This window comes from Streptosporangium sp. LJ11 (genome assembly GCF_051918945.1).
Classification (GTDB): Bacteria; Actinomycetota; Actinomycetes; order Streptosporangiales; family Streptosporangiaceae; genus Streptosporangium.
This window is the reverse complement of record NZ_JBPXMB010000019.1, coordinates 1-24,832: the sequence shown is the minus strand read 5'-3', so window position 1 is coordinate 24,832 and position 24,832 is coordinate 1. Positions and strand designations below refer to the sequence as shown.

The 24,832-nt window shown below is 70.9% G+C and carries 22 protein-coding genes; 9 read left to right on the top strand and 13 right to left on the bottom strand.

Translation table 11 applies throughout. The features are described from left to right. Positions 1-8 precede the first annotated feature (8 nt). Both ACTOQ3_RS26570 and ACTOQ3_RS26565 read right to left on the bottom strand, forming a co-directional pair. On the bottom strand, positions 9-965 hold the full coding sequence (locus ACTOQ3_RS26570) for an anti-sigma factor RsbA family regulatory protein (RefSeq protein ID WP_440086098.1): 957 nt from the start codon (positions 963-965) through the stop codon (positions 9-11). Next, positions 962-1,831, bottom strand: a complete 870-nt coding sequence (locus ACTOQ3_RS26565; protein WP_440086097.1) for an MEDS domain-containing protein — start codon at positions 1,829-1,831, stop codon at positions 962-964. Before ACTOQ3_RS26565 ends, ACTOQ3_RS26570 begins: the two co-directional genes overlap by 4 nt. Before the next feature lie 283 nt (positions 1,832-2,114). Here ACTOQ3_RS26565 and ACTOQ3_RS26560 point away from each other — a divergent pair, with 283 nt between their 5' ends. Both ACTOQ3_RS26560 and ACTOQ3_RS26555 read left to right on the top strand, forming a co-directional pair. Beyond that, positions 2,115-2,486, top strand: coding sequence for an STAS domain-containing protein (locus ACTOQ3_RS26560; protein ID WP_440086096.1), 372 nt, complete (start codon positions 2,115-2,117; stop codon positions 2,484-2,486). A 729-nt stretch (positions 2,487-3,215) separates the two neighbouring features. Next, positions 3,216-3,539 (top strand): helix-turn-helix domain-containing protein, encoded by a 324-nt coding sequence (locus ACTOQ3_RS26555; RefSeq protein ID WP_440086095.1) that lies wholly within the window; start codon positions 3,216-3,218, stop codon positions 3,537-3,539. Between the two features lie 5 nt (positions 3,540-3,544). Here the strand turns inward: ACTOQ3_RS26555 and ACTOQ3_RS26550 are convergent, their stop codons facing one another. After that, entirely contained in the window at positions 3,545-4,669 is a 1,125-nt protein-coding gene (locus ACTOQ3_RS26550) for a transglycosylase SLT domain-containing protein (RefSeq protein WP_440086094.1), read from the bottom strand. Positions 4,670-4,905: 236 nt separating this feature from the next. Between ACTOQ3_RS26550 and ACTOQ3_RS26545 the strand changes: the two genes are divergently transcribed. After that, complete coding sequence (locus tag ACTOQ3_RS26545) at positions 4,906-5,511, top strand: DUF305 domain-containing protein (protein ID WP_440086093.1); 606 nt, start codon at positions 4,906-4,908, stop codon at positions 5,509-5,511. A 68-nt stretch (positions 5,512-5,579) separates the two neighbouring features. Here ACTOQ3_RS26545 and ACTOQ3_RS26540 read toward each other — a convergent pair whose 3' ends face one another. Both ACTOQ3_RS26540 and ACTOQ3_RS26535 read right to left on the bottom strand, forming a co-directional pair. Continuing rightward, complete coding sequence (locus ACTOQ3_RS26540) at positions 5,580-6,413, bottom strand: hypothetical protein (protein ID WP_440086092.1); 834 nt, start codon at positions 6,411-6,413, stop codon at positions 5,580-5,582. A gap of 50 nt (positions 6,414-6,463) precedes the next feature. Next, entirely contained in the window at positions 6,464-7,195 is a 732-nt protein-coding gene (locus ACTOQ3_RS26535; RefSeq protein ID WP_440086091.1) for an SDR family NAD(P)-dependent oxidoreductase, read from the bottom strand. Positions 7,196-7,395: 200 nt separating this feature from the next. On the opposite strand from ACTOQ3_RS26535, the gene ACTOQ3_RS26530 reads away from it, so the two are divergent. Beyond that, a complete protein-coding gene (locus ACTOQ3_RS26530) occupies positions 7,396-8,259 on the top strand; it encodes a helix-turn-helix domain-containing protein (RefSeq protein ID WP_440086090.1) in 864 nt (287 codons plus the stop codon). Between the two features lie 95 nt (positions 8,260-8,354). Here the strand turns inward: ACTOQ3_RS26530 and ACTOQ3_RS26525 are convergent, their stop codons facing one another. From ACTOQ3_RS26525 to ACTOQ3_RS26500, 6 genes are all read right to left on the bottom strand, one after another. Beyond that, positions 8,355-10,517, bottom strand: coding sequence for an alpha-galactosidase (locus ACTOQ3_RS26525; protein ID WP_440086089.1), 2,163 nt, complete (start codon positions 10,515-10,517; stop codon positions 8,355-8,357). A gap of 26 nt (positions 10,518-10,543) precedes the next feature. Next, positions 10,544-11,428, bottom strand: coding sequence for a carbohydrate ABC transporter permease (locus ACTOQ3_RS26520; protein WP_440086087.1), 885 nt, complete (start codon positions 11,426-11,428; stop codon positions 10,544-10,546). Further along, the gene (locus tag ACTOQ3_RS26515; RefSeq protein ID WP_440086086.1) at positions 11,421-12,359 is read right to left on the bottom strand and encodes a carbohydrate ABC transporter permease; all 939 of its coding nucleotides are present in this window, start codon (positions 12,357-12,359) and stop codon (positions 11,421-11,423) included. The genes ACTOQ3_RS26520 and ACTOQ3_RS26515 overlap by 8 nt, the downstream gene beginning before the upstream one ends. Before the next feature lie 5 nt (positions 12,360-12,364). Continuing rightward, on the bottom strand, positions 12,365-13,639 hold the full coding sequence (locus tag ACTOQ3_RS26510; RefSeq protein WP_440086085.1) for an ABC transporter substrate-binding protein: 1,275 nt from the start codon (positions 13,637-13,639) through the stop codon (positions 12,365-12,367). 75 nt (positions 13,640-13,714) lie between these two features. After that, the gene (locus ACTOQ3_RS26505; RefSeq protein ID WP_440086084.1) at positions 13,715-16,252 is read right to left on the bottom strand and encodes a glycoside hydrolase family 97 catalytic domain-containing protein; all 2,538 of its coding nucleotides are present in this window, start codon (positions 16,250-16,252) and stop codon (positions 13,715-13,717) included. 243 nt (positions 16,253-16,495) lie between these two features. After that, positions 16,496-19,126, bottom strand: coding sequence for a glycoside hydrolase family 97 catalytic domain-containing protein (locus tag ACTOQ3_RS26500; RefSeq protein WP_440086083.1), 2,631 nt, complete (start codon positions 19,124-19,126; stop codon positions 16,496-16,498). Between the two features lie 315 nt (positions 19,127-19,441). On the opposite strand from ACTOQ3_RS26500, the gene ACTOQ3_RS26495 reads away from it, so the two are divergent. The 5 genes from ACTOQ3_RS26495 to ACTOQ3_RS26475 all read left to right on the top strand — a co-directional run bounded on the left by ACTOQ3_RS26495 (position 19,442) and on the right by ACTOQ3_RS26475 (position 23,389). Then, the gene (locus tag ACTOQ3_RS26495; RefSeq protein ID WP_440086082.1) at positions 19,442-19,816 is read left to right on the top strand and encodes an ArsR/SmtB family transcription factor; all 375 of its coding nucleotides are present in this window, start codon (positions 19,442-19,444) and stop codon (positions 19,814-19,816) included. Further along, a complete protein-coding gene (locus ACTOQ3_RS26490) occupies positions 19,816-20,319 on the top strand; it encodes an SRPBCC family protein (protein WP_440086280.1) in 504 nt (167 codons plus the stop codon). Before ACTOQ3_RS26495 ends, ACTOQ3_RS26490 begins: the two co-directional genes overlap by 1 nt. A 106-nt stretch (positions 20,320-20,425) precedes the next feature. After that, on the top strand, positions 20,426-20,605 hold the full coding sequence (locus tag ACTOQ3_RS26485) for a hypothetical protein (RefSeq protein ID WP_440086081.1): 180 nt from the start codon (positions 20,426-20,428) through the stop codon (positions 20,603-20,605). A 213-nt stretch (positions 20,606-20,818) separates the two neighbouring features. Further along, positions 20,819-23,146 carry an N-6 DNA methylase gene (locus tag ACTOQ3_RS26480; protein WP_440086080.1) on the top strand — a complete coding sequence of 776 codons (2,328 nt, stop codon included), beginning with the start codon at positions 20,819-20,821 and terminating at the stop codon, positions 23,144-23,146. Positions 23,147-23,173: 27 nt separating this feature from the next. Further along, a complete protein-coding gene (locus tag ACTOQ3_RS26475) occupies positions 23,174-23,389 on the top strand; it encodes a hypothetical protein (protein ID WP_440086078.1) in 216 nt (71 codons plus the stop codon). Positions 23,390-23,747: 358 nt separating this feature from the next. Here the strand turns inward: ACTOQ3_RS26475 and ACTOQ3_RS26470 are convergent, their stop codons facing one another. Both ACTOQ3_RS26470 and ACTOQ3_RS26465 read right to left on the bottom strand, forming a co-directional pair. Next, positions 23,748-24,353 (bottom strand): DUF6461 domain-containing protein, encoded by a 606-nt coding sequence (locus ACTOQ3_RS26470; protein WP_440086077.1) that lies wholly within the window; start codon positions 24,351-24,353, stop codon positions 23,748-23,750. A gap of 244 nt (positions 24,354-24,597) precedes the next feature. Next, positions 24,598-24,832: peptide chain release factor family protein (locus ACTOQ3_RS26465; protein WP_440086076.1), on the bottom strand; the 235-nt coding region annotated here is incomplete at its 5' end.

Here is a 24,832-nt window from a genome sequence, read left to right as displayed (position 1 = left end):
AGCCGAGGTCAGGCGCGGGAGAGGTGAAGACGGACCTGGGTGCCGGGCAGGCCGGTGCGGATCTCCAGCAGGTCGCAGACCTGGCGGACGACCCACAGGCCGTGGCCGCGAAGGCCGGTGAGGCCGGGCGGCAGGTAGCCGGGAAACGGGGTGTCCATGTGCCCGGGGTCGGTGACGTCGCAGCCGATGGCCGGGCCGTCGGTCCACAGCCGTATCTCACCGTGCCCGCCGCCGTGCTCGACGGCGTTGGCGACGACCTCGTTGACGGCGAGCAGGAGCCGTTCGGCCCGCTCGTCCGACAGGCCGGACGCGGCCGCCCACGCGGCCACCCGCCTCCGCATCCGGGACAGGTCGGCGTCGAACCGGATGGTCGCCTCGGTCCCGGCGGGCGGCGGCAGGGGACGGTGGTCGGCGGCGTGGGTGAAGGTCGCCGGATCGTCATAGTCCCGGCTCGCCCGCGAGCTGCTGTCGACCAGCAGGTCCGGGTGGGTGCGGCGGGCGTCGGCGACGATACGCCCGGGCAGCGTCCGCGTGTCGTAGGGGCAGACGATCCAGGCCGGGCTGCCGGCGAACGCGACGTTGAGCATCGCCTCGTACCGGGTCCACTCCGCCTCCTGCCGCTCGCCGCGGCCGTGCCAGACGGGCTCGCCGATGATGCGGATCCGCCGGTGGGCGGGCGAGTGGGTGTTGACGTAGGAGTTGTAGGCGGCCAGGGTCCGGCCGGGCGCGTCGTACCACTTCCGCGCGGCGACGAACTCCACCTGGCCCGCCGCGTCGCCCAGGCCGGACCTCAGCAGCTCGATGTTGGCCTCGGTGGTCACCGCCAGGACCCTGTCGTCCCGCGCCAGGCCGTCGAGGCAGAAAGCGGTGGTGGCGGAGAGGAAGGCCTGGTCGGTGTCGTATATCAGTGCCTGGTGGATCAACCCGGGCGCCGCGTCCGAGGGCTGGACGGTGATGCTGCTCATGCGGGGACAGCCTCCGAGTCGAGTATCAGGCCGGGGGTCCGGTCCCAGCCGACCAGGCGGATGACCTCGCCCAGCATGGGAGCCAGATTCAGCACCAGGAGGCGCCGTCCGCGCGGGAGGCGGGCGGCCGCGTGCGCCAGATCGCGCAGGCCCGCCACGTCGATGAACTCCAGGCCGGCCATGTCCAAGCGTACGTCCGCGCTCGAATCGGCGTCCAGGATCGTGCGCAGCACCGTGGTGTTCCGGTGGTCGATGGTGCCGATCACCCGCAGCACACGGCCGCCGACGGCGTCGAAGGACGGGATGACACGCAGCTGGCCGTCGTGGAACAGGGCGTTCATCCGCACGTCGTCCGGGTGGCTGCCGACCAGCGCGCCGAGGCGCTCGGCGGGGAACAGGCGCGTGTCGTACTGGCAGATCGCCGCCGACAGGCCTTCGGCGAACAGGGCGGTGACGCGGCGTTCGTAGTGCTCGAGCTGCTCGACGCCCGGTCTGTCGCGAAGGGCCCAGCTCATCTCCCCGCTGACCCGCAACCCGGTGAACCCCGCCTCCAGGCTGGCCTCGATCTCGCGCCTCAGCGTGGTGATCATCGTATCGGCGTCGAACCGGCCCGAGGCCAGGTAGCCGTCGTCGTTGGAGACGACGTCGAACTGGCCCGTCCGCATCGCCGAGGTCACATCGACCCCGGCGTCCTCCAGCCAGTGACGTACGCGCCCAGGTGCCGGGCCGTCGGTGAAGTACAGCACCCGCTCCCGGCGTTCCAAGCCCGCGGAGACGAAGGCGGAGGCCACCTCGCGCTGCTCGTCCTCATGCGAGAACGCCAGGCACAGGTGATCGCCCAGCTTCACGTCCTTGACATGGCGCATCACTTCCCCCTAATCGCCATCTCGTCGGGAAAAGGAGATATTTCGGAAATTTCATAGTTATCGCCAGGTAAGCCTATACAGCTCGTCCTCGCCTGGAGCGGGTCTGTCGACGTCGCGGCGACCGTAACCGCCGTCACCCGCGTCCGCCGCCGGGGACGTTCGCGGCGGCCGGACCGGGGTATGCGCCGGCGGATTCGCGTTTGGTCCGTGGGGAGGGGCATTGCCGCTCGTTATCGGGGTATCGCGGGGGTCCGCCATCGGTACGCGGCCAGGGAGGGCTGAGGTGGATCGTCACAAGCAGGCGTTGTGGGTGCGGGTGACTCATCGCGGGCACTGCAGCGTGCTGGAGGTGGGCGGGCACCTGGACTTCGTCACCGCCCCCACGCTCACCCGGCACGTCAACGAGGTCTGGGAACTGAGCGCCGGTCCCCGCCTGGTGCTGGAGCTGTCACAGCTGACCTTCTACGACTCCACGGCCCTGGGAATCCTGGCCAACACCCGGCAGCGCATCCAGGACACCGCCACCGGCCGGCTCCTGTTCGCGGGCGTCCCGGACGGCCTGAGGCTTCTGCTGCGACGCACCGGCCTGCTGCCCCGCTTCGAGCTGCGCGACAACGCCGAACAGGCCGTCGCCGAGCTGCTCCCCCCGACGTGAGGCGCCGCTCCTACCTTCACGAGAGCGAAAATCTGTAGTGGCCGATGTAGACATTCGTATCGAGCGGGGGTATGGTTTCTGACATCGCAAGGAACGGATCCGCGAGGGCAGCGCAGGACTCAGGCATCACGACGAGCTGCCCGGACGAGCGTGGACAGCAGGAGACAACGCGGTAAGACCGTGAAGAGGGGCAGAAGGTCGGACGTGCCGGGGCCGAGCGGTTGAAGGGTCCCGGCCGTGGACGCGCTGCCACGGCAGTAGCGGTGAACGAAGCCGCGACGTCGGACGTGCCGGGGCCGGCACAGCAGGTGAAGGGTCCTGGCCATGGGCGCGCGGTTGCGGTAAGTGACGCATGAGATCGAAGAAGCAGAGATAGCGAAGGGAGTGTTGAACGCCATCAGGATCGCCCGTTGACGGCTGATGTTCCGCCGCACGGGTACCGCAGTCCCACGGATTGGAAGGTGGTCTACGGTCACGCACACGCGATCCCCGCATCCCCGTCCCCATCGGGCGGCCGGTGCGGAAGAAACAGGTCGGCCCCAGGGCCGATAGATGGTGTTGAACCTCGTGGGCCCCGGCGCATCAAGGCGCCGGGGCCCCTGTCGGCATTCCGGGAAGGTTGTATGGATCAAGCAGTGACGGCGTCGGCCGTCCGCGCAGGGCTCGGGCTCCGCGGCACCGCCGGCAAGGCTGAACCGGCCCACCGGGTCACCGCAGCGGGGAGGGCCGATGGGCTCGGGTGAGGTCTCCGGTCACCGGTTCGACGACGAGGACTACCCCGCCTACAGCATGGGCCGGGCCGCCGAGATGCTCGGCGTCACCCCGGCGTTCCTCCGCAACCTGGGCACCGCCAAGTTGATCGAGCCGCAGCGCTCCGAGGGCGGCCACCGCCGCTACTCGCGCTACCAGCTACGCCTGGCCGCCCGCGCCCGCGAACTGGTCGACCAGGGCACCGCGCTGGAGGCGGCCTGCCGCATCATCATCCTGGAGGACCAGCTCGCCGAGGCCCTGCGCATCAACTCCGAACTCCAGCGGAGCCGCGACCGCCAGTGAGGACCTCAGCCGCCGGGTGTGAGGCCGGGGCCGGTGAGGCGGCGGTCTCCGCGGGTGGTGACCACGAACACCTGCCAGTTGTAGTAGGCGTAGTAGTTCCTGATGTCCTGCTTGATCTGGCGGGCGTGCAGCAGCACCGCGTCGACGTACGCCTGGGAGTGGTTGTAGGCGTACAGCGCGCGCCGGTAGTCGCGTGGCGCCCCCGACGCGTGCAGGTAGTTGGCCGCGGCGAGCAGGGCGTCACGGGTGTCCTGGATGTCGCCGCCCATCCCGTAGGCGGCCCATGTTCGCGGCATGAACTGCATGGGCCCCTTGGCGCCGGTGTGACTCGGCGACCGCACCCGGCCGAACTTGGTCTCGACGAACATCACCGCCGCCAGCACCTCCCAGTCGACGCCGAACCGCCGCTCGGCATACCGGAAGTGGCCGAGCAGGAAGTCGGCGGGCTTGGGCGGCTGGACGCGGAACTTCGCCGCTCCGCTGATGGGCCGGACGAGGGAGCGCAGGTCCCGGCCGGCCGTCACGTTGTCCCTCGCCTGCCCGGCCAGGGCCTTCGGCAGCCTGGCGTAGGTGCGGGAGGCGACCTTCGGGTTGAGGACCAGGTAGCGGTAGATGCGCTGCTGGTGCAGGGCCAGCAGCACCACCGGCTCGGGGGGTCGCCCCTTGGCGGGGTCGCCCTCGCGTCTCCAGCCGTCGATGGCGCGCCGGAGCTCCGCGGTGGTCGTGGTGAGGGAACGGGCCAGCCGTGACGGGTCGGTGGGGATCGTCGCGTCCGGGGCGGGCAGAGCGGGTGCCGTCTGGCCCGCGGGAGTCCGGCCCGCGGATTCCGCCGCAGGCGGCGGTGTCGTCTTCGGGGCGGCGCTCTGCGAGGAGGTGTCCCGCGCGGCACCCGTTCGCGGGGCGGCGTCCTGTGAGGCGGCGTCCTGTGAGGTCGCGCTTTGTGAGGCGGCGCAGCCGGAGATCGCGACGACCAGGCCGACGAGCGAGGCGACCATCGGCCTCCCGCGCGACCGGCCCGCGCGCGTGCCCCGCGGCCTGCCCTCCGAGACGTCCGGCCGGGCGGGCGTCGTCCGCCCGCCCGGCCGGTGGCCACGCTCCGGCCGTGAAACCTCCGCGTGCTGATCGTTCATCGGCCCCAACGTACCCGAGCGGTGGCCTCCCGGGCCGCTTTCCCGAACAACGGGACTCGTCGCGGGGGAGAGAGCGCAGCCGTCAGGCCGGGCCGGCGTGGGCGGCGATGTTGATCGGCTGCTCCGGGAAGGACTTTAGTCCTGATCCGATGCGCCAAACAGCACTGTTTCTACTGAGGTGACAGATACATCCTGATATGTGGGGATAAGCGAACCTTTGCCGGAAGGGAGGGAAGATGCGGCCGGCGACGACAAAGATCTTGTTCGTATTGATCCTGATGATCGTGGCGTTGGCGGGGGTCACCGTGGCGGCCGTGATCGAAGACCGCCTTTCGCCGGCCCAGCAGTCCCGCCCTCCGGGGAACTCGGACGGGCGCGGGACGAACAATATGGCCGCGACCGGCGAGTTCGACTATCTGGCGCGGATGGTGCCCCACGATCAGGAGGGCGTCACCGCCGCGAAGCAGCTTCGGCGCTCCGGCACCCCGGAAATACGCCGGCTGGGCGCGACGATCGTGGCCACGCAGACCGCCGACATCGCCAGGATGAAGGCGTGGCTGGCCAAGTGGTACCCAGGGCGCGACACGGCGGTCGACTACCAGCCGATGATGCGCGATCTGTCGAACCTGTCGGGTGACTCACTGGACAAGGCGTTCCTGAAAGACATGATCTCGCACCACAAGGCGGCGGTGATGCTGTCCCAGCACCTGCTCAGGCACGGGCTCGCGCGACACGAGGAGGTCGCGGCGTTCGCCCGCGAGGTGAGGGACACCCAGCATGCCGAGATATCCCAGATGCAGCGTTTGCTGAAGACCGGCAGGCAGAATGGACATCCCGGCTGATCATGCCGGCCGGGCGAACGGCGATGGCAGGCCCCGTCTCCGGACCTGAGAGTGCCCGCGAAGGGCGTTCAGCCGTCGCTCATCCGTTCCGCCGCCAGTACCAGCCGCCACGTCAGCTCCCCGGAGGGCGGGACCACCGCGGCGTCTCCCGGCCCCGCCTCGGCCAGGTCGAAGACCGCGCCGAGCATCGGCTCCACGCCGATGCTGCGGTACGGCGCGCGGGCGGGGAATCCGCCGAGGTTGCGCCACAGCGCGGTGGACACCGGCACCCCCTCGGGCGCCTCCACCCGCAGGTGGAGGATGTCGGGGCCGTCCACCACCCGGACGGCCGCACACCGGAGCACGGCTCCGGCCGCGGTGCCGTCGCACGGGCCGAACCGGCCGAGCGGCAGGCCCAGCGGGTCGGGCCAGCGGCCCTCCAGGTAGGGGGCGCCGGAGGGCCAGGGACGGGCGAGCATCTCCGCGGCCTCGGGAAAGACCCTGGTGGGGGTCTCCGCCGGAGCGACGAGCCGGGCGTCGTCGCCGAGGTCGAGCAGGGCGTGGGCGGCCCAGACGAACGCGTACCCCGGGTCGGCCGACAGGCGGTACTCGGCGACCACCGCCCCGGCCTCCTCGGTGACCCCGCGCCGCAGCTCGAAGCCGTCACCTCGTACGAAGCCCTCGCCCGCCGACCCGCTCCAGGGGCGGCTCCACGCGTCGCCGTGGTCGGGCAGGCCGCGCACCGTGGGAAGGCACTCCTCCAGGCCGCCCGCGTCGACGAAGTCCATGCCGGGGACCACGCTCTCCCGGGCGGGGTCGGGGCGCGACCACAGCCACTCGCGGCCGCCGCCGGCCAGCGACGTCCACCTGCCACCGCGCTCGAGGTCGAAGAGAGGGCGCAGCGGAACCGGGACCGTCACCATCCGGCGAACCTCTTCCCGGCCGTCCTGATCTCCCGCTCGGTTCCGGCCGGTCACGCGGAGTCCTTCACCGCGCTCCAGCCGCCGTCCACGACCAGGCACGCCCCGGTGACGTACGAGCTCTCCTCGCAGGCGAGGAAGGTCACCGCGGCCGCCACCTCCTCGGGCCTGCCGAAGCGCGCGGCGGCGGTGCCGGCCACGCTGCGGCGGCGGTCCTCCTCGCCGATGCCGTCCCAGGCGGGGGTGAGGATCGGCCCGGGGAGCACGGTGTTGACCCGCACCTCGGGGCCGTACTCCACGGCCAGCTGGCGGCCGAGCGACACCAGGCCGCCCTTGGCCGCGGCGTAGGCGGGGTGCGCGGGCAGGCCCGCCAGGGCGTGCACGGAGGAGCTGAGCACGATGGTGCCCCGGTTCGCCCGCAAGAGCCCGACGCACGCGTGGACCGCCAGGTACGTCGCGGTGAGGTTGACCGCGATCTGCCGATCCCAGTCGGCCTCGGCCAGTTCGTGGGCGGGGGCCCGCGTCACCACGCTGGCGTTGCTGTGCAGCACGTCGAGCCGCCCGAACTCGGCCCGCGCCACGTCCGCGATCCGCCGCCAGGTACGGGCGTCGGCCACGTCGCCGGTGATCGCCAGCACTCCGGGCCGGTCGGGGCCCTGCCCGGCCAGGTCGACCGCGATCACGCGCGCGTCCTCGGCCAGGAAGCGGTCCACCACCGCGGCGCCGATGCCGGAGGCAGTGCCGGTCACCACGGCCACCTTGCCGGACAGCAATCCCCGTCCCATGATCTACATCCCCCAGATGGTGAGGAGCCCGCCCGGCTGGACGGTCTCCACGATCGGCCGAGAACGCGACCCGTCGTTCCTCACGGACCGGTCACGCCGTCGTTCCTCGCGGACCAGTCAACACGCGGCGACCGGCCGCGAGGAATGTTCATTACGCGGCACTACCTGGACAATCCGACGGCGTGTGCCATACTGCTCCCGTGCCGATCCAGGAGGGGTTCCTCAACCAGCGGCTCACCGTCGTGCCGCGCCGCGTCGTCGCCGAGGCGCACGCCCGGCCGGTGACCAGGCGCCTCATGGTCACCGACTGCGGTTACTATCCCAAGGCGGCGGACCACCTGATGACAAGGCCGAACGGCACCGAGGAGACCATTCTCATCCTGTGCACGGCCGGCACCGGATGGGCGAGCGTCGGCGGCGCCCAGCACCGCGTCGGGTCGAACGCGGCCCTGGTGATCCCGCGCGGCGCCCCGCACTCCTACGGCGCGTCCGCCGACAATCCCTGGACGATCTGGTGGTGCCATCTCCGTGGCAGCGACCTGGCCGAGCTCGTCGAGGAGATCGGCGCGAGCGTGTCCAGACCGGTGATCCCCATCCGGCGCCTCGACCGGGCGGTTGCGCTGCTGGACGAGATCGTCACCATCCTCGAACGCGACCACTCGCCGGCGAGCCGGATGGGAGCGGCCGGCGCGGCGTGGAAGCTCCTCACGCAGATCGTCGTCGACCGCGCCATGCCGGCACCCGGCGACCCCCTGCAGCGGGCGATGGCCTACCTCGCCGAGCGGCTGGACAGCACGGTCCGGGTCGCCGACCTGGCGTCACTGGTCGGCGTCTCCCCCTCCCACCTGAGCGCGATGTTCCGCCACGCGACCGGAGGCGGGGTGCTCGCGCACCACACGGCGCTGCGGATGGCGCAGGCGCGCCAGCTGCTCGACACGACGGACGCGACCGTCGCCACCATCGCCCGCGAGGTCGGCTATCCCGACCCGTTCTACTTCTCCCGCCACTTCAAGCGGATGCACGAGGCCAGCCCCACCGAATACCGCAACCGCGCCAAGGGCTGAGCCCGGGGCGCTCTCCCGCGGCCCGCGAGCCCGGCAGGGCGGCCCGGGGCACGACGCCGCCACGGGCCCGGGAGGCGAGGCGACCGCCGCCCGGGTCACGGCGTCGCCGCCCGGCTCACGACGCGGATCAGCACCGAGCGGTCGACGTCCAGCGACGGCGCCTCGACGCCGACGAGCCGCAGCACCCGTCCGGGCAGCGTCACACCGTCGTGCTGCCACGGCGGGAGCACGGTGCCGGGCGCGGGCGGGGTGCCCGGGTGAACGGCCTCGACGGTGTAGGTCAGCTCGTCGTCGAGCCCGGGCAGCCGGACGCGCCCCGGCGGCCAGGTCGACGGGCGCTCGACGACGCTGAACGCGTAGAGCGCCTCGCTCCGGTCGCCCGCCACGACACCCTGGAGGCGCAACGCGGCGTCGGCGAGGTCGGCGTGCACGACGTCACCCGAGTGCAGCAGCGCCCGGTGCTCCTTGTGGAACGCGATCCACCTCGCGAGCGCGGCGCGGGTCTCGTCGTCCACGGTGAGCAGGTCGACCTCGACGCCGAGGTGCCCCCACAGCGCCTTCTCCGCGCGGTAGCCGAGCGGATGCGTGCGGTGGGTCGTGTGCGTCTCCTCGGCTCCGATGTGCGTGCCCTGCATCTCCGGGGGCACCAGCAGCCCGGTCCAGCGCTGGATCTCCAGCCGCTCGTGCGGGTCGTTGCAGTCGCTCGGCCAGACCCGGTCGGCGTACTCCAGCACGCCGAGGTCGACGCGGCCGCCGCCGCTGGCGCACGACTCGATCTCCAGCCCCGGGTGGGCGGCCTTGAGATCGGCCATCAGCCGGTACGCCTGCCGGACCTGCCTGCGCACCCCCGGCCGGCCGTCGGGGCCGTGCCCGGCGTCGAGCAGGTACCGGTTGTGGTCCCACTTGACGTACGCGATGCCGAGCGAACCGATCAGGGCGCTCATCCGCTCCAGGAGATGGGCGTACGCGCCGGGATGGCCGAGGTCGAGGACGTGCTGGTGGCGGGAGGGCAGCCCGGGGCCGTGCCCCGCGTCGAAGATCCATTCCGGGTGTTCGCGGGCCAGGTCGGAGTCGAGGTTCACCATCTCCGGCTCGAACCAGAGCCCGAAGTCCATGCCGGCCTCGCGCACGCGGGCGACGAGCGGTTCGAGGCCGTCCGGCCAGACGGCCGGGTCGACCGTCCAGTCGCCCAGCGAGGTGGTGTCGTCCCGGCGGCCGAGGAACCAGCCGTCGTCCAGCACGAACCGCTCGGCGCCGATCTCCGCGCCGCGCTCGGCGAGCGCGGCAAGGGTCGCGAGGTCGTGCTGGAAGTAGACGGCCTCCCAGGTGTTCAGCACGACGGGCCGGGGCGAGCGAGGGTGCTCGGGGCGCGACCGCAGGTACCGGTGGAACCGCGAGGCGAGGTCGTCCAGCCCCACTCCCCACGAGCCGTACTGCCACGGGCTCTGGTACGAGTCGCCCCGCCCGAGCACCACCTCGTCCGCGAGCAGCGCCTCTCCCGCCGCCAGGTGCCTGGTGCCCGCCGGTGTCCGCTCGGCGGCGAGCACCTGGTTGCCGCTCCAGGCGAGATGGGTCGCCCACACCGTCCCGTGCCGGAACCCGAACCCCTCCTCACCGGCGACGAGCAGCAGCGTGTGTTCGAGCCCCGGCTTGCCGCCCCGCGAGGCCCGGACCCACTCCCCGACGTGGAACGGGCGCCGCTGCGGCACGCGTTCGAGCGCCCAGCGGCCGGTCAGGTCGAGGACCTCCGACGCGTCCGGCGGCACGGGGAGGGCCATCTCCAGGCCGCCGACGCGGTACGGCGTCTCGGCGTCGTTGGTGATCCGGGCCCGCTGCCGTACGAGGCCGCCGGCGGCGAGCACCTGGATCTCGATGTCGGCGGTCAGCCCGTACTCCGGGTCGTGCGCCGTGCCGCGCAGCACCGGGCCGCCGTCGGCCGCGCCGTCGAGGTGGTGCGTCGCGTTCCGGAACTTCGGCGCCCAGCGGCGGCCGTCGCTGTCACCGACGAGCCCCGGGCGCCCGAGCCAGCCCTCCGCCAGCTGGGGGAGCACCGGTACGGGCTGCGGGTAGGTGACCGCGCTGTCGCCGATGGCCGGGAGCGCGGCCCGGTGCAGGTCCGCCAGGGCGCCGTCTCCCAGCGGGCCGAGGTCCGCCCCCCAGTGCAGGACGCGCGGGAGCCGGCCACCGTCGACGGCGACGACGAGGCTGGTGCCTCCCGCGCGCAGGTGTACCGGTACGTCGTTCGTGGTGTCGTTCACTTTATGATCTTTACCCATCTTTTCCGTCATCCCTTGAGGCCGCTGCTCGCGATGCCCGCGAAGAACTGCCGCTGCAGGAGCAGGAAGACGATCACGAGCGGGACGGAGCACACGAACGCCCCCGCCATGAGGGTCGGGTAGTCCGTACCGAACTGTCCCTGCAGCCCCGCCAGCCCGACCGGCAGCGGCCGGTTCTCCCCCGAGGGCGAGACGATGAGCGGCCACAGGAGGTCGTTCCACGAGTAGAGGCCGGTCAGCACGGCGAGCGCGGCGAGCATCGGCCTGGCCATCGGGAGCATGACGTGCCAGAACACCTGGAAGGTGTTGGCGCCGTCGAGCCGCGCCGCCTCCTCGTAGTCCTTCGGCATGGTGAGGAAGGCCTGGCGCATCAGGAAGGTGCCGAACGCCGAGAACAGGCCGGGAATGGCGAGCGCCGGCAGGGTGTCCAGCAGCCGCATGCCGCGGATCAGCTCGTACTGGCCGATCAGGAACAGCTGGCTCGGCACCATCAGCATCGCGATGAACAGGCCGAACAGCAGGTTGCGGCCGCGGAAGGGGATGCGGGCGAAGGCGTACCCGGCGAGCGCCGCGACCGCGAGCTGGCCGGCGACCCGCAGGACCAGTGAGCCGACCGAGACCGCGAACATCGACCAGAACGGCACGGTCGTGAAGAACGTCGCGAACGCGTCCAGGCCGAAGCTCTCCGGGAGGATCGTCGGCGGGATCCTGGTCGCCTCGGCGGTCGACTTGAACAGGGTGAGGATCTGCCAGACGAACGGCACCACCATGATCACGGCCGCGATGACGAGGACGACGTGGATCGGCCAGGTGGTGCCCGCCTTCCCGCGCCGCCGGGGGCGCGGCCCGGGACTCCTGGCGGCGGTGGTCTCAGCGGCGATGGTCTCAGCCATAGAACACCCACGATTTCTGGAGGCGGAACTGCAGGGCCGTGGCGATCATGATCACCATGAGCAGCACGATCGCGATCGCGGCTCCGTAACCCTGGTCGAACTGGACGAACGCCTTCTCGTAGAAGAGGTAGACGATCGTCTTGGAGTCGGCGAGGGCGGTGTTGTTCACCCCGCGCAACATGACGAAGATCAGGTCGAACATCTGCAGGGCGGCGATCACGTTGAGGATCGTGACGAAGAAGATGCTCGGGCTGAGCAGCGGCACGGTGATGTGCCGGAACTGCCGTACGCGGCCCGCGCCGTCCAGGGCGGAGGCCTCGTAGAGCTCCTTCGGGATGGCCTGCAGCCCGGCGCCCAGGATGATCAGGTTGATGCCGAGGCCCATCCAGATGCCGGCCACGCCGAACGCGTAGATCGTGAACCGCGGATCGGCCACCCAGAACTGGCCGGAGACGCCGAACCACGACAGCACCGAGTTCAGCAGCCCGAAGTCGCCGTTGTAGATGAACCGCCAGACCATGCCGATCGCGACCGGCAGGGTGACCACGGGCAGGAAGAAGAGCACCCGGTAGACCGCGCGCCCCCGGCCGACCTGCTCGATCAGCGCCGCCAGCACGATGGCGAGGGGGATGCCGAGCAGGATGATCGCGGTGTAGAGGGCGGAGTTGCCGAACGCCTTCCAGAAGTCCTCGTCGCCGAGGAGGTTCGCGTAGTTGTCCAGCCCCACGAAGGTGGCGGGCCCGAACGCCGGCACGTCCTGGAAGCTCTTGATCATGGTGGACAGGAACGGCCACAGGTAGAGGGCGGCCAGGCCGATCACCGCCGGGGCGACGAACGCGGCCGCCCACCAGCCGCCGGGCTGACCGACGCCTGTACGGCGGCCGGCCGGCCGCCGTACAGGCTCCGTCGCCCTCGCGGGCTTCGTCGTCACGGACGTCATTGCTTCGCGAGCACCTCGTCGACGGCGGCCTGGTACTCCTTGGCCGCCTCCTGCACGGGCTTCTTGCCGTCCCACGCGGGAGCCAGATACTCCGCGGCGAGTCCCTGCCACTCCGACGCGTTGCCGGCGACCGGGAGGGGGACGCTGTACTCGATGGCGTCGATGAACACCTTCAGCTTGAACTCGGGCATCGCGTCGAGCCACGGCTGCTGCGTCCCCTTGTACGCGGGGAGCACCGTCCCGGTGGCGGCCTGGATCTCGGCGGCCTTGGTCCCGCCGAGGAAGGCGAGGAACTTCTTCAGCTCCTCCGGGTGCTTGCTGCCCGCGTACCCGGCGTTGCCGATGCCGCTGGTGACGGTGGCGCGCTTGACGCCCTGCGGCAGCGGCGCGACGTCGACCTTGCCCTTCAGGTCGGCGTTCTTGTGGAAGCGGAAGGCCCAGTACGCGCCGGAGAAGTACATGGCGACCTTCTGGTTCTCGAACATCGAGACGGCCTCGGTGTCCGACAGCTGCTGCAGCGTCGGCGACGAGCCGGCCGCCTGCAGGTCGGTCCAGAACTTCAGGCCGGCGACGCTCTCCGGGCTCGCGAAGCCGGACGCGGTGCCCTCACTGTTGATGATCGATCCGCCGGCCTGCAGGATCGTGTTGTAGTAGCCGCCCTGCGGGTCGATCGGCGCCGCGATGCCCCACACGCCCTTGGCCTTGTCGGTCAGCTTCTCGGCGGCGTCCTGCACGTCCTGCCAGCCCCAGGTGTCGTCCGGGTAGGCGACCTTGGCGGCGTCGAAGAGCGCCTTGTTGTACCAGATGCCGTTGGTGTCGAAGTCCTTCGGCAGCGCGAACAGCTTGCCCTCGTAGGTGTAGGAGTCGGTGACGGCCTTGGGGTAGACGCCCGTGTCGATCCCGGCGGTCTTGACCGTCTCCGACAGGTCGAGCAGCTGGCCGCCCTTCGCGTACTCGCGGAAGTGGTCGGCGAGCATCCAGAACGCGTCGGGCGCGGTGCCGCCCGCGGCGCCGACCTGGAGCGTCGACCAGTACTCGGTCCACGGCAGCGTCTGGACCTTGACGGTGATGTTCGGGTTCGCCTTCTGGAACTCCGCGGCGATCTGCTCCATCGCGGGAGTCTGGTCCTCGCTCCAGTTGGCGTAGGTGAGGGTGACCTTCTCACCCGGCGCGGCACCCGACCCCGACCCCGACCCGGATCCGGACCCGCAGGCCGTGAGAAGTGTCGTCGCCGTGACCATCGCCACGGCCGCCATCCACGTGCTTTTCATGGTGTTCCTCTGGTTGCGCTGTTGATCATGCTGTGCACCGGTCGCCGTGATCGGCGCGGTGTCATCGGCCGGGTGTCATCTGCTGGTGGGCGGGACGTGCAGGGTCGTGCCGACCCAGTCGACGTGCACGCCGGCGTCGTCCGGTGTGGCCGCCTCGCTGCGCAGGCAGAGGGTCTGGACGCCCCGCACCTCCACGCCGAAGTCCGTGACGGGCTTGCCCGCCTCGACGACGGCGGCGAACAGTTCGACGCCGTCGCCGAGGACGCCGACCCTGGCACCGCCGGTCGACTCGTCGTCGACCCCGACCGCGCCGGTGAACGTCTCCACGCGCCCGCCGAGGTGGAAGCGCGCCTCCGAGTACGGCGCCGTGCCGAGGCCGCGCTCGAACCCCTGACCCGCCACGCGCATGGGCCGGCCGTCGCCGGGGTTGCCCGCCCCGTTCGACTGGTCCCGCTCGACGGGCCCGTCGTCGTTGACGAAAGCGATCATCGGCAGGTCCGAGAGGGCGTGGTCGCCGGGCGTCAGGGGGCGCACGACACGCGCGTGCGAGACAACGGGCACCTGGCCCTCGCCCTCGCCGTCCCGCTCGATCGTCACGACGCCGAGACGCCCGGGGCGCAGCGAGGCGTCGGGACGGACGGCCCAGCCGGTCTCGCCGACAGGCTCGGCCGACCACCCGGGGGGAAGGCGCAGCCGGACCCCGGCGTCGGTCGTGATCGACGCCGTCCCGTCCGCGCCGACCTCGGCGACGGCCGGGTACACGGCCGGTACGGCCTGACGCGGCCGGGGCGCGGCCCGGAACACGTCGGTGCCCGCCGGGGCCACGATGGCGACGAACCCGCCGTCGCGGGCGACCTCGACGTCGATCGCGTCACCGGCGGTCGTGGTCGTCTCCACGAGCCCGGTCGCCGGCACCTCGCCGGTCGTGGGCGACGCGTCGCCGACGATCCACACCTGGGCGTCCGCCCCCACCCCGAGCGCGTCGAGCGGCACGCGGATCGTCCGGGCCTCCCCGGTGGCGATGCCGCCCACGAACCACCGGTCCCCGGCCCGGCGGGCGATGACCGCGTGGCTGTCGGGGTCGCCGGCCAGCAGCACCGTCTCCGCCCAGTACGGCGCCTGCTCCGCCAGGAACCGGGCCGCGAGCGGGCGTCCGGCGTAGGCGTCGACATGATCGGCGAAGTGGGTGATCCCGCATTCGAACGCCACCGACAGCCCGAGCTCGTGGCCGTCGCTGGTCGTGCGGTTCGCGGCGCCGAACGCGACCGGCGTGGCGTCCATGCCGCCCACGACGTTGCGGGTGAACGGCTGGATGACGTTGTGCGCGGCGGTGAGCGCCTGGTTCTCGAAGAACACGTAGTACTCGGCGCCGCGGATCGCCTCGTACCCGATCACCTGCGGGAACGTGCGCGCCCAGCCGCGCGGGACGACCGAGCCGTGGAAGTTCACCATGAGGCCGAGCCGCGCGGTCTCGGCGAGGATCGTGTCGTACCAGCGGTAGCGGTCCTTCGACTCCGACTCCATGAAGTCGACCTTGATCCCGGCGACGCCCCAGGACCGCCACAGCGCCAGCCTCCGCAGGTCCTCCGGGCTGTTCAGGTCGCGCCAGATCGTCCACAGGTGCACCTGGACGCCCCGGCCGGCGGCGTAGGAGACGATCTCCGGCACCCAGGTCTCCTCCCACCCGCAGTCGATGAGCAGGTGTTCCCAGCCAAGGTCGGCGGCGACGTCGACGAAGTGCTTCTGCTTGTTCAGCTGCGCGCCAGAGTAGAAGTCCGACCACCACGACCAGGCGGCCCGCCCCGGCCGGACCCACGCCGCCTCCTCCAGCTCGGGAGAGGCCGCGGGCGCCAGCTCGTCGACGAGCAGCGAGGACACCAGTTCCGACAACGTCCCGACGAGGAAGACCCGCCACGGCGTGACGACGCCGCGGGTGACCTCGACACTCTCGTCGGCGAGGACGAACCGCAGCGTCCGCCCGCCGCCCTCGAGTCCTCCCGCCTCGGGCTCGCCCGCCTCGACGTGCGCGCCCGCGAACCGGCCGTCGATCCCCGACTCGGTGATCAGTACGTACCTCTCCGCGTCCAGCCGGGCCAGGAACGGGAACCCGTACGCGCCGCTCGCCAGCTCGGCGCTGTCGACCCCGGAACGAGGCGTCTCGTACCAGGTCTGGTAGTCGAGCACCCAGCTCCGCGACCCGGCGGGAAGCGTGACGGCGGTGCGGTCACCCGTGACGCGGGCGGTCCCGTCCAGCGCGGGCAGCGCGTAGCGGACCGCGACGCCGTCACGCGCGACGCGCAGGACGACCTGCCATTCGACGCCGGCCTCGCGGAAGGCGTACACGCTCTCGCGGTGCTCGTAGTCGTGCTCGCCGGCGGACTTGCCGGAGCGGGCGCGGAACCGGTCGCGGACCGTACGCTCCGAGACGCGCACGAGCTCCGCGTCCGCCGTCCCCAGCTCCGTGCCGTCGAGCACGAACCCGAGCGGGACCCGGTCGAGGACGACCTCCTCCCGCCAGGTGACGGTCAACCGCACTCCCGTGCCGGCGTTCTCGACCCGGGCGTCGACCGGACCCGCGTTCGTCGCGGTTCTGGAGCGTACTTCGTCGGTCACCACGTTCTCCATCAGATGCCGTCAGGCTGCTCGGGCGGTGGGGAGCCACCGCCACATATCAATGACGCTATCGGCCGGGTGATTCTTCGTGAAATGGGCTTTCGCAGGCAGGGGATGGACGATCCGACGGTGTAGGCGGGGCGGCGCCTCGTCAGACCCGCACCGCCGGGCGGGCGGTCACCGCCCCGCCCGGCTCGCGTCGGCGCGCGGACCGCCGAGCCGGCGATCACCGCCCCGCCCGGCTCACAGCACCGTGCCGACCGAGTCGACGGTCACCGCCGCCCCGGACGCCTCCTTGAACACGATCGTGTTCACGCCGGGGTTCAACGGGAGCCCGACGGTCGCCGTCGCGGGGGTGTCGTCGCTCCCCGTCGCGTGCAGCGGCACGGTGATCGCGGCTCCGCCGTTCACCGCCACCTTGATCGAGCCGGCGGTCGCCGACGCGTAATTGATCCGTACCGTCTTGTCGCCGGCCGAGACGGCGTCGACGCGTACCGAGAGCGACCCGTCCGCCAGCCCGGACACCCCGGCCCCGCTTCCGCCGCCTTCGCATCCCGAGCACGCGTCCACGGCGGCCCCGCCCTCCCGGATGTTCGCCGGCGCCTCGGCCTGGACGGTACGCGCGATCGTCAACGCGTCGACGTCGGGGGCGTGGGCGCCGGGATTCAGGAACGTGACGGTGTTCGCGCCGGCGTTGAGCGGCACGTCGAGCGACCACTTGCCCACGTGCTCCCAGCCGCCGGAGTCCTTGACGTTCTCCGTCGAGACGGTGGCGCCGTTGACCTGCACCTGCACCGAACGCGGGTCGCCCGAGGTGTAGGTGAAGGTCAGCCTGTGCGTGCCCGCGGTCGCGGCCGTCACGCCGTTGAACCGCACCGAGCCGCCGGCCCCGAGGTCGCCGACCTTCTGCCCGCCGGAGCACCCCTTGCAGGGGTGGATCCCGGCGGCGCCGCCGCGCGTGTTGGCCGCGCTCTCCGCCTCGTACCGCGTGTCACCGGACCCGATCTTCGGCAGAGGGGTCTTCGAGATGTGCACCGAGACCCCGCCCGTGGCGATCATCGGCAGCGAGAGCGTGGTCGCGCTCGTCACGGCCTGGGTCGACGTGGTGAGCCGTCCCGAACCGTTGTCGGAGAAGATCGTCGCGGTGTACGTGCCCGAGCCGAGGAACGACAGCGGGACCGTGGCGGTCCTGGCCGGCGACGTCATCGCGCCGACGAACCAGTCGCCGCCCGAGCGGCGGGCCACCGTGATGTGATCTCCGGGGAACCCCTCGACGACCTTCGTCTCGTCCCACGTCGTCGGGAGCGCGCGCATCAGGTGACGGCCGTCCCACTGCTCGTAGGCCGCGGCCGAGTCCGCGTAGTTGACCATCGCGGAGGTGTACACGACGGCCTGCGCGAGCGTGTGCCCCTGCGTGAGGATCGACGCGTTCTCCGAGATCATCGTCGGCGTGTAGTCCATGCCGCCGAGCATGTTCCGGACGAACGGATAGGTGACGTCCTGGCGGGCGGTCGTGGGCGGCGGGTACAGGTAGTGCTCGGTTCCGGCGACCGCCTCCGTCGTCACCAGCCACGGCCAGGTACGGTTCTCGCCGCCCGGCTTGGTGTTGCCGTGGAAGGTGATCATCATCTCGTTGTCGCCCGCGGCCTTGCCGATCGACTGGTACCAGCCCATCGCCTCCCGCGAGTCCCGCAGGAAGAAGTCGACCTTGAGGCCCTTGACACCGTAGTCCTTGTGCTCGGCCATCAGCGCGTCCGCGACGGCCGGCTCGGCGAACGGCTCGGCGTTGACCCAGGCGAACATGCCCACCCCGCGCCGCTCGGCGTAGGACGCGATCGCCGGGAGGTCCGTCGCACGGTCGTAGCAGCAGTCCATGGTCACGTACTCGAAGCCCATCGACTCGGCGAAGTCGACGTACTCCTTCTGCTTGTCGAGGTCGGCGGCGCTGTCCCCGTCCGCGTACCACGACCAGGCGGCGCGCCCCGGGCGGACCCAGGAGGCGGGGGTCGCCGCCGGCGGGTTCAGGTGCTGCACCAGGTCCGAGTTGTAGAGCGGGTCGACGCCCTTCGCGATGATCGCCACCCGCCACGGCGTCTGGAACGGGTACGTCGCCGAGATCGGGAACGCCTGGTCCGGCGTCCGCCTCAGGTTCAGCAGCCCGTCCCCGGCGCCGCTGCCCTTCAGCAGGGACGGCACGTAGGAGGCGTTCGCGTTCACCACCTCGGCCTCGGTGATCACCGTGAAGTACGCGTTGTCGTCGATCGACGCCAGCAGCGGCATGGTGAGTTCCGCACCGGAGTTCAGCTGGGAGGCGTTCCGGTAGGTGTAGTCCTGCTCGTAGTTCCCGTTCCAGGGGGCGGCCCATCCGCCGGTCGTCGTCGGCAGACGCCACCCGCCGGCCTCGTCCGTGATCGACACCGCGCCGCTCCCCGGCAGCCGGTACCGGTAGGCGACGCCGTCGTCGTAGGCCCGGATCACCAGCTCCAGCGTCTGGCCCGACCTGGCGTACCGCAGCACCAGCTCGTTCGCGTGGTCGCGGTACGACGGCTTGGTCCCGGCGGGCAACGTGTAGGTCGTGTCGATCGACCTGCGCGACTCTCCCGTGAAGCCGAGACCGGACCGCAGGTCGACCGCCGAGGTGGCGATGCCCAGGGGCGACTCCCCGAAGACCGAGGTGCTCCCGGCCGTCACCGCGAACGTCAGCGCTCCCTGCGCCTGCTCGGTGACGGTGAAGGTGATCTGCCCGTTCGGCGAGCTCACGCCACGGGTCGTCAGCGCGAACGCGGGGGGCGTCGCGAGAAGGCTGAGGAGTATCGCCGCCATGGCCAGCACGGCGATCAGGACTGGGCGGTGAGGGCCGTTTCGCTGCGGCATTTCGCCTCCGGTCAGGAAGGGGGGCTGGACTTCACCAGGGTGTATCCGCTCAGGTGAGGTAACTATGAGCCCAGCTGGAGGCCGCAGGAATGGTGGAACCGGTGGACTGGCTGGACGATCCGACTATTCGCCGGTACGTCGCGGAGGGCAGGGCAGGGACGCCGGGCCGAAAGAGCGACGACACGACCGGCGGAAGCCGAGCCGACGGGACGTGGGGTGGAACCCTGCCACCGCAGGTAGGGCCCGAGGTCCTTGACAGCGCCGGACCCGGCGCGATAGAAAACCGAATAGTTATAGAACTGAAAGGTAATTAAAGTGTCTGCCGACGTTCTCGACGCGACGTTCGCCGCGCTGGCCGACCCGACCCGGCGAGCGATCCTGACCCGGCTGATGGAGGGCGAGGCCACGGTGACCGAGCTGGCCGCGCCGTTCGCGATGAGCCAGCCGGGCATCTCCAAACACCTGCGGGTGCTGGAGCGCGCCGGACTGATCTCCCGCGGACGCGACGCGCAGCGCAGGCCCTGCCGCCTGGAGGCCGGTCGGCTCAAGGACGCCGTGGACTGGCTGGCGAACTACCGCTCCTACTGGGAGGAGAGCTACCAGAGGCTGGACGCCCTCCTCGGCGAGCTCGAACCCGGCGGAGCGAACGCCGCCGGACGGGAGAGCCGGGAGAGCCGGGAGAGTTCGTGATGTCACGGCAGGAGCGGGCCGAAGGCCTCACGGTGCGGGCGGTGTCCGACACCGACCTCGTGCTCACCAGGACGTTCGCCGCGCCCCGCCGGCTCGTCTTCGACGCGTTCACCCGCCCCGAGCTGCTCCGGCGATGGCACGGTGCCCGCGGCTGGCACCTCGTCGTCTGCGAGATCGACCTGCGCCCAGGCGGCGCCTGGCGCTTCGTGTCGCGCGGGCCGGGGGGTGCGGAGCTGGGCCAGAGCGGGGTGTTCCACGAGGTCGACGCGCCCGGCCGGCTGGTCCAGAGCGAGGTCCACGACGGCTGGGAGGAGGGCGAGGCCCTCGTCACCACCGTCTTCGACGAGCGAGACGGCCGGACCGCGATGACCATCACGGTGCGCTACCCCTCACGCGAGGCCCGCGACGGCATCCTCCGCACCCCCATGGAACGCGGTGCGGGCGAGGCGTACGACCGTCTCGCCGAGATGCTCGACGAGACGACCGCGAACGCCGGCCCGTGACGTCCGACCCTGACCGGCGAGCTGTGACGCCCGACCGTGAAAGACGAGCTGTGACGACCGACCTTACAAGGCGAGCCGCGACGACCGACCTGAAAGGCAAGCCGCAATGACGGACGCCCGGCCCGCGCAGACCGAGGTCCCGGCCGACCTCACCGCACCGCCCGTCCCTCCCGGCACGTTTCTCCTCGAACTCGTCCCGGTGCCCGTCAAGGACATCGACCGGGCCAAGGCCTCCTACGCCGACCGCCTCGGCTTCCACGTGGACGTCGACGTACGGCTCTCGTAGAATCAGGTCGTCCCGTCAATTTGTTAACCCTATTTTTGAAAATCCACCTCATCGATGATCCTGGCTGGATGTCTTCCAGCGGATTTTCCTGCAGATCAGGGGTGTTGCGGCAATCTCGGCGACGCGCACGCAGCCGCACGCCGGTTGGCCGATAGTTGCGCACGGGCAGTGCTCAGAGTGTGCGGGCCTGCTGTCTCCCCTACAGTCGCGCTCATGGCACAGCAGCGAGAGATACGCGCGGAGACGGGTAACACCCGCCGGCTGATCACCCGAACGGAGATCGCGGAGTGGGCCAAGGTGGCCCGTCCGGCCGTCACGAACTGGGAGAGACGGCACGCCGACTTCCCCAAGCCCGTGTCGGCGGGGGAGGCGGAATACTTCCAGCTCCAGAGCGTGCTCACATGGCTGGACGCGCGCCGCGTCCCGGCCAACAGATTGATCGGTGACGAACCCTCCGGCACCACTTACGGCGACCGGGTACGACGTGGCCTGCCCGATGACCAGCTGCCCCCCGCGGCAGGGGATTCATCCGGCGAAGGACACGCACGACGGCTGCACGAGCTGCTGGCGCCGGCAGATGCGATCAGAGGCTCCGCCGCCATGGCGGACTACCTGGCTCTGCTGCTCACGCTCAACTTCCTGCGCGTGGCCGAGCAGGAGCGCTGGACGAAGTTGCACGAGCCGTCCATGCCCGCCGACGGCGCGAAGCAGGCCAAAGAACTGCTCCGGCGCATCGGGCACGCGGCCGACGAGGCGCTGCGCCGCCGCGGTGTGCCCCCGGGGCTGCAGGACTCCCTGGTGCGGCTGACCCCACGTACCGTCCGGAAACTCAGGCAGGTCGTCGAGCTCTCCGCCGGCCTCGGACGCGAGACGTACGACCTGCTCCTCATCAGGTACGAGGAGCAGGTCGCGCTGCGCAGCGGCGAGTTCTTCACACCTCCCGCGCTGACCAGGCTCATGGCCGACCTCGTCGTCTCCGGTGTCACCAAGATCAAGCGCATCTACGACCCGTACGCCCGCGGGGGTGAGCTGCTGGTCGCGACCGCCGACGCCGCGGGCGGGAACACGGAGGTGCGTGGCGAGAGCCCGCGCCTGGAGACCCTCCGATACGCTGCGATGAACCTGGCCCTGCGCGGTGCCGACGCGATCCTGGAAGTCGGCACGGCCACTCCGTGGGAGGTGCGCGGGAACCGGCCGGCGATCCGGGCGGACGTGATCGTCACGAACCCGCCGTTCAACACGGGCTCGACGACGGGGCAGAGGGCCCGGACAACCTGGCCGTACGGCGCGCCGCCGATGGGGAACGACAACTTCGCCTGGTTGCAGCACGTCCTGCAATCACTTGAAGACGGCGGCAGGGCAGCCGTGATCATGCCGCAGAGCGCTGGGACGTCCGTCAACCAGGCCGAGCGGGACATCCGCCGCGACATGGTGGACGCCGGGGTGGTCGAGTGCGTGATCGCCCTGCCGGGCCGGCTGTTCGCCGCCACCGACGTGCCCGTGTCCGTGTGGTTGCTGCGCCGGCCGGGCACTCCTGGCACGCCGGTGCTCTTCATCGACGCGCGGGAGCGAGCAGCGAAATCCCGCAACCACCGGACCCTGTCGCTGGACGACCCGAACGCCATCGTGACCACGTACCGGCGGTGGCGTGACGGTCAGGCGCCGGACGGCGGGCACGAGGCGGGCGGCGGTCTCGGCGTCACGGTTCGGCCTGAAGACATCCACGCCCGCGACTTCTCCCTCAATCCCGCCGACTATCTCGCCAACGAGTCGCCGAACGATACGGCCAAAGGGCTGAACGCCGCCGCCGGCGCGTTCGGACTGCTGGCCAGGACGCAGGTTCTGGCGAACGAGGCGGGCCAGGCGGTCGTCGCGCACGCGGCGGCGCTCGCCCAAGGGACCAAGAGCCCGTTCTCCGCGATTCCAGACGGCTGGACCAGTACGACACTGGCGGAGGTGTGTGAGATCCAGGCGGGCCCCTCGTACGCGCGTCTGCGCGACGAGCGACGCTCGCCGGACGGCGCCGCCCCCATGGTGCGGCCCAAGCACCTGCGGGAGGGCCACATCACCGCTTCCAGCCAGGAGAAGATCTCGGCCGGATTCGCCGCGTCGTACGAGCGCTACCTACTTCAACCCGGCGATATCATCTGCATCCGATCCGGCGTGCTGGTCCCTCCCGCGCTGGTGCGCGATGAGCACCGCGGCTGGCTGCCGCACCACAACCTGTTCCGCCTGCGCGCGCACCGGCCGGAGGCCTTCGACCCGCTCTACCTGCTCGGCCTCCTGTCGCAGCCGCAAGCGCTCGGCTGGGTGTACGACCGCTCGGCCACGGCGGGAGCGCGCTCCATCAGCACCCGCTCGTTCGGGGAACTACCGGTGATGCTGCCCCCGATGCCCGTACAGCGGCGCGTCGCCGCCCTGCTCCACGATCTCGACCTGCAGATCTCACTTCACCGGCAGCTGGTCACGGCCGCCACGGACGCCCGCGCCCTGCTGACCCAGGGCCTCATGAGCGGGGCGCTCACTCTCGACCCGGCATGAACCCATCTCCGAGGAAGGAAACTCCGCATGGACACGCAACCTCCTGCCGGCCCGAGCGCCACCCGGTCCCTTTGGCTGGCGATCGCGGGGCTCTTCTCCCTGGTGATCGCCCTGGTCGCAGGCATACTGAAGAGCCAGACCGGAGCGGGGCTCGCCGAATCGGCGCTGACGAGTGGTGGCGCGTTCGCCGCGGCGATGGCCCTGTGCCTGGCGGTCCTGGCCGCGGTCCAAGGACCGCGATGACTCTTCAACGTCTCCCGGCCGGACGGAGGCAGGCACAGGACACATTCGGCTTGATCATCGAGTCCATTCCGTCCTGGCGGCACGGGCCGCAGGGCTGCTGTGGATACCGTGCCGCCGGGCTCTTCCCGTCACGAGGGTGCCGAGGATGAATGCGTGGACGGCGCCGTCCCATGCCACATCGGCAAAGCCGACGAACCGCGCTGGATTGCTGGAGGCTTCGATGTGCTCCGGCGCGGTTCGACCTGGCGCATCCTGTGGAAACTCCGCTGCCGCCCTCTTCGGGCAGGCCGGCCGGTCAAAGCCGTCCTCACCCTTCGAACGCGCGAGGGAAGACGAAAACGTTCACTGGCGGCCGGCGTCACGACGTGGTTGGTTCCGGGACGACGCCCCACATGAATGTGGAGCCCTTCAGCAGTTGCTCCGTCACCCTGATCCCGGTCAGGTGCTCGACGAGCAGGAAAGCCGGCCCTTCGTAGAAACAGGGAAACGACGGGTAAAGCCTGTCGATCTCCGTCACCACGTCCGCGAGTTCGTCCGGTTCCTCCGTCAGATGTTCGTCATCGACTCCGAAGCGGAATCGGATCTCGCCGTTCTCGCACCAGTAAAAGTAGTCCAGGCCCTTGATGGCGAGTGCGGCTTGGGAGACGAGGCGGGTGCCCTCGGAAAGTTTGGTGGTCACGTCTTCGCAGGTGCCGAGCCAGTCAGGGTCGAAAACGAACGTCCAATCGCCGATGGAGGTGACGCCGAGAGGCTCCCCGGGACCTGGGTAGTGATCCGGGTCGTCGGGGAAGGGGCCCGGCGTGAAGTCCTCCCATCGACCGCCGAGGCGGGCGACCACCTGTTCAGGCGTGGCACGGACGTAGATGAAGCTGTAGCACTCCTCGGCATATTCGCCGCGGAGCCAGGAGACGTCAATGGGCCGCACAGTCATGTCGTCATGCTGCCAGCCGCCACCGACAGACACGGAACCCGATCGTCACGGGCCGATGGGGCTGGTCGCGATGTGGCGTGACGCACCCCTGGCCAACGTGAGCTCAGAATTCCGGCGATCAGCGAGCCTTTCACCCTCCCGATCGGCAGCTCGGGAGCGGGTGATGTGAAGTTGCTCGAAAACGGGTGAAGTCGTCGGCGGCCTGGGTGTTCACCTCCACCGGCTCAGCCGCTCCGAGCCGCGGCTTCAGCACGAAAAAGGCTCATTCATCGGGGCACTACGACATTCCCGGACGTTCGACACGGGTGGGGTCGCCGCGGACGAGCTCGTCGTGGATGCGCCGGCGGGCGCTGGTCGCGGCGCGCCCCGCCGTCTCGTCGCCGTGCTCGATGCGCTGTCGCAACAGCCGCATGGCGATGCGGCGGTTGAGGCTGAACTGCCGCTCGGTGTCGACCACGACGACGATCCCCGAGGGCCGGTGGGTCGCCCGTACCGCCGTGCTCGCCTTGTTG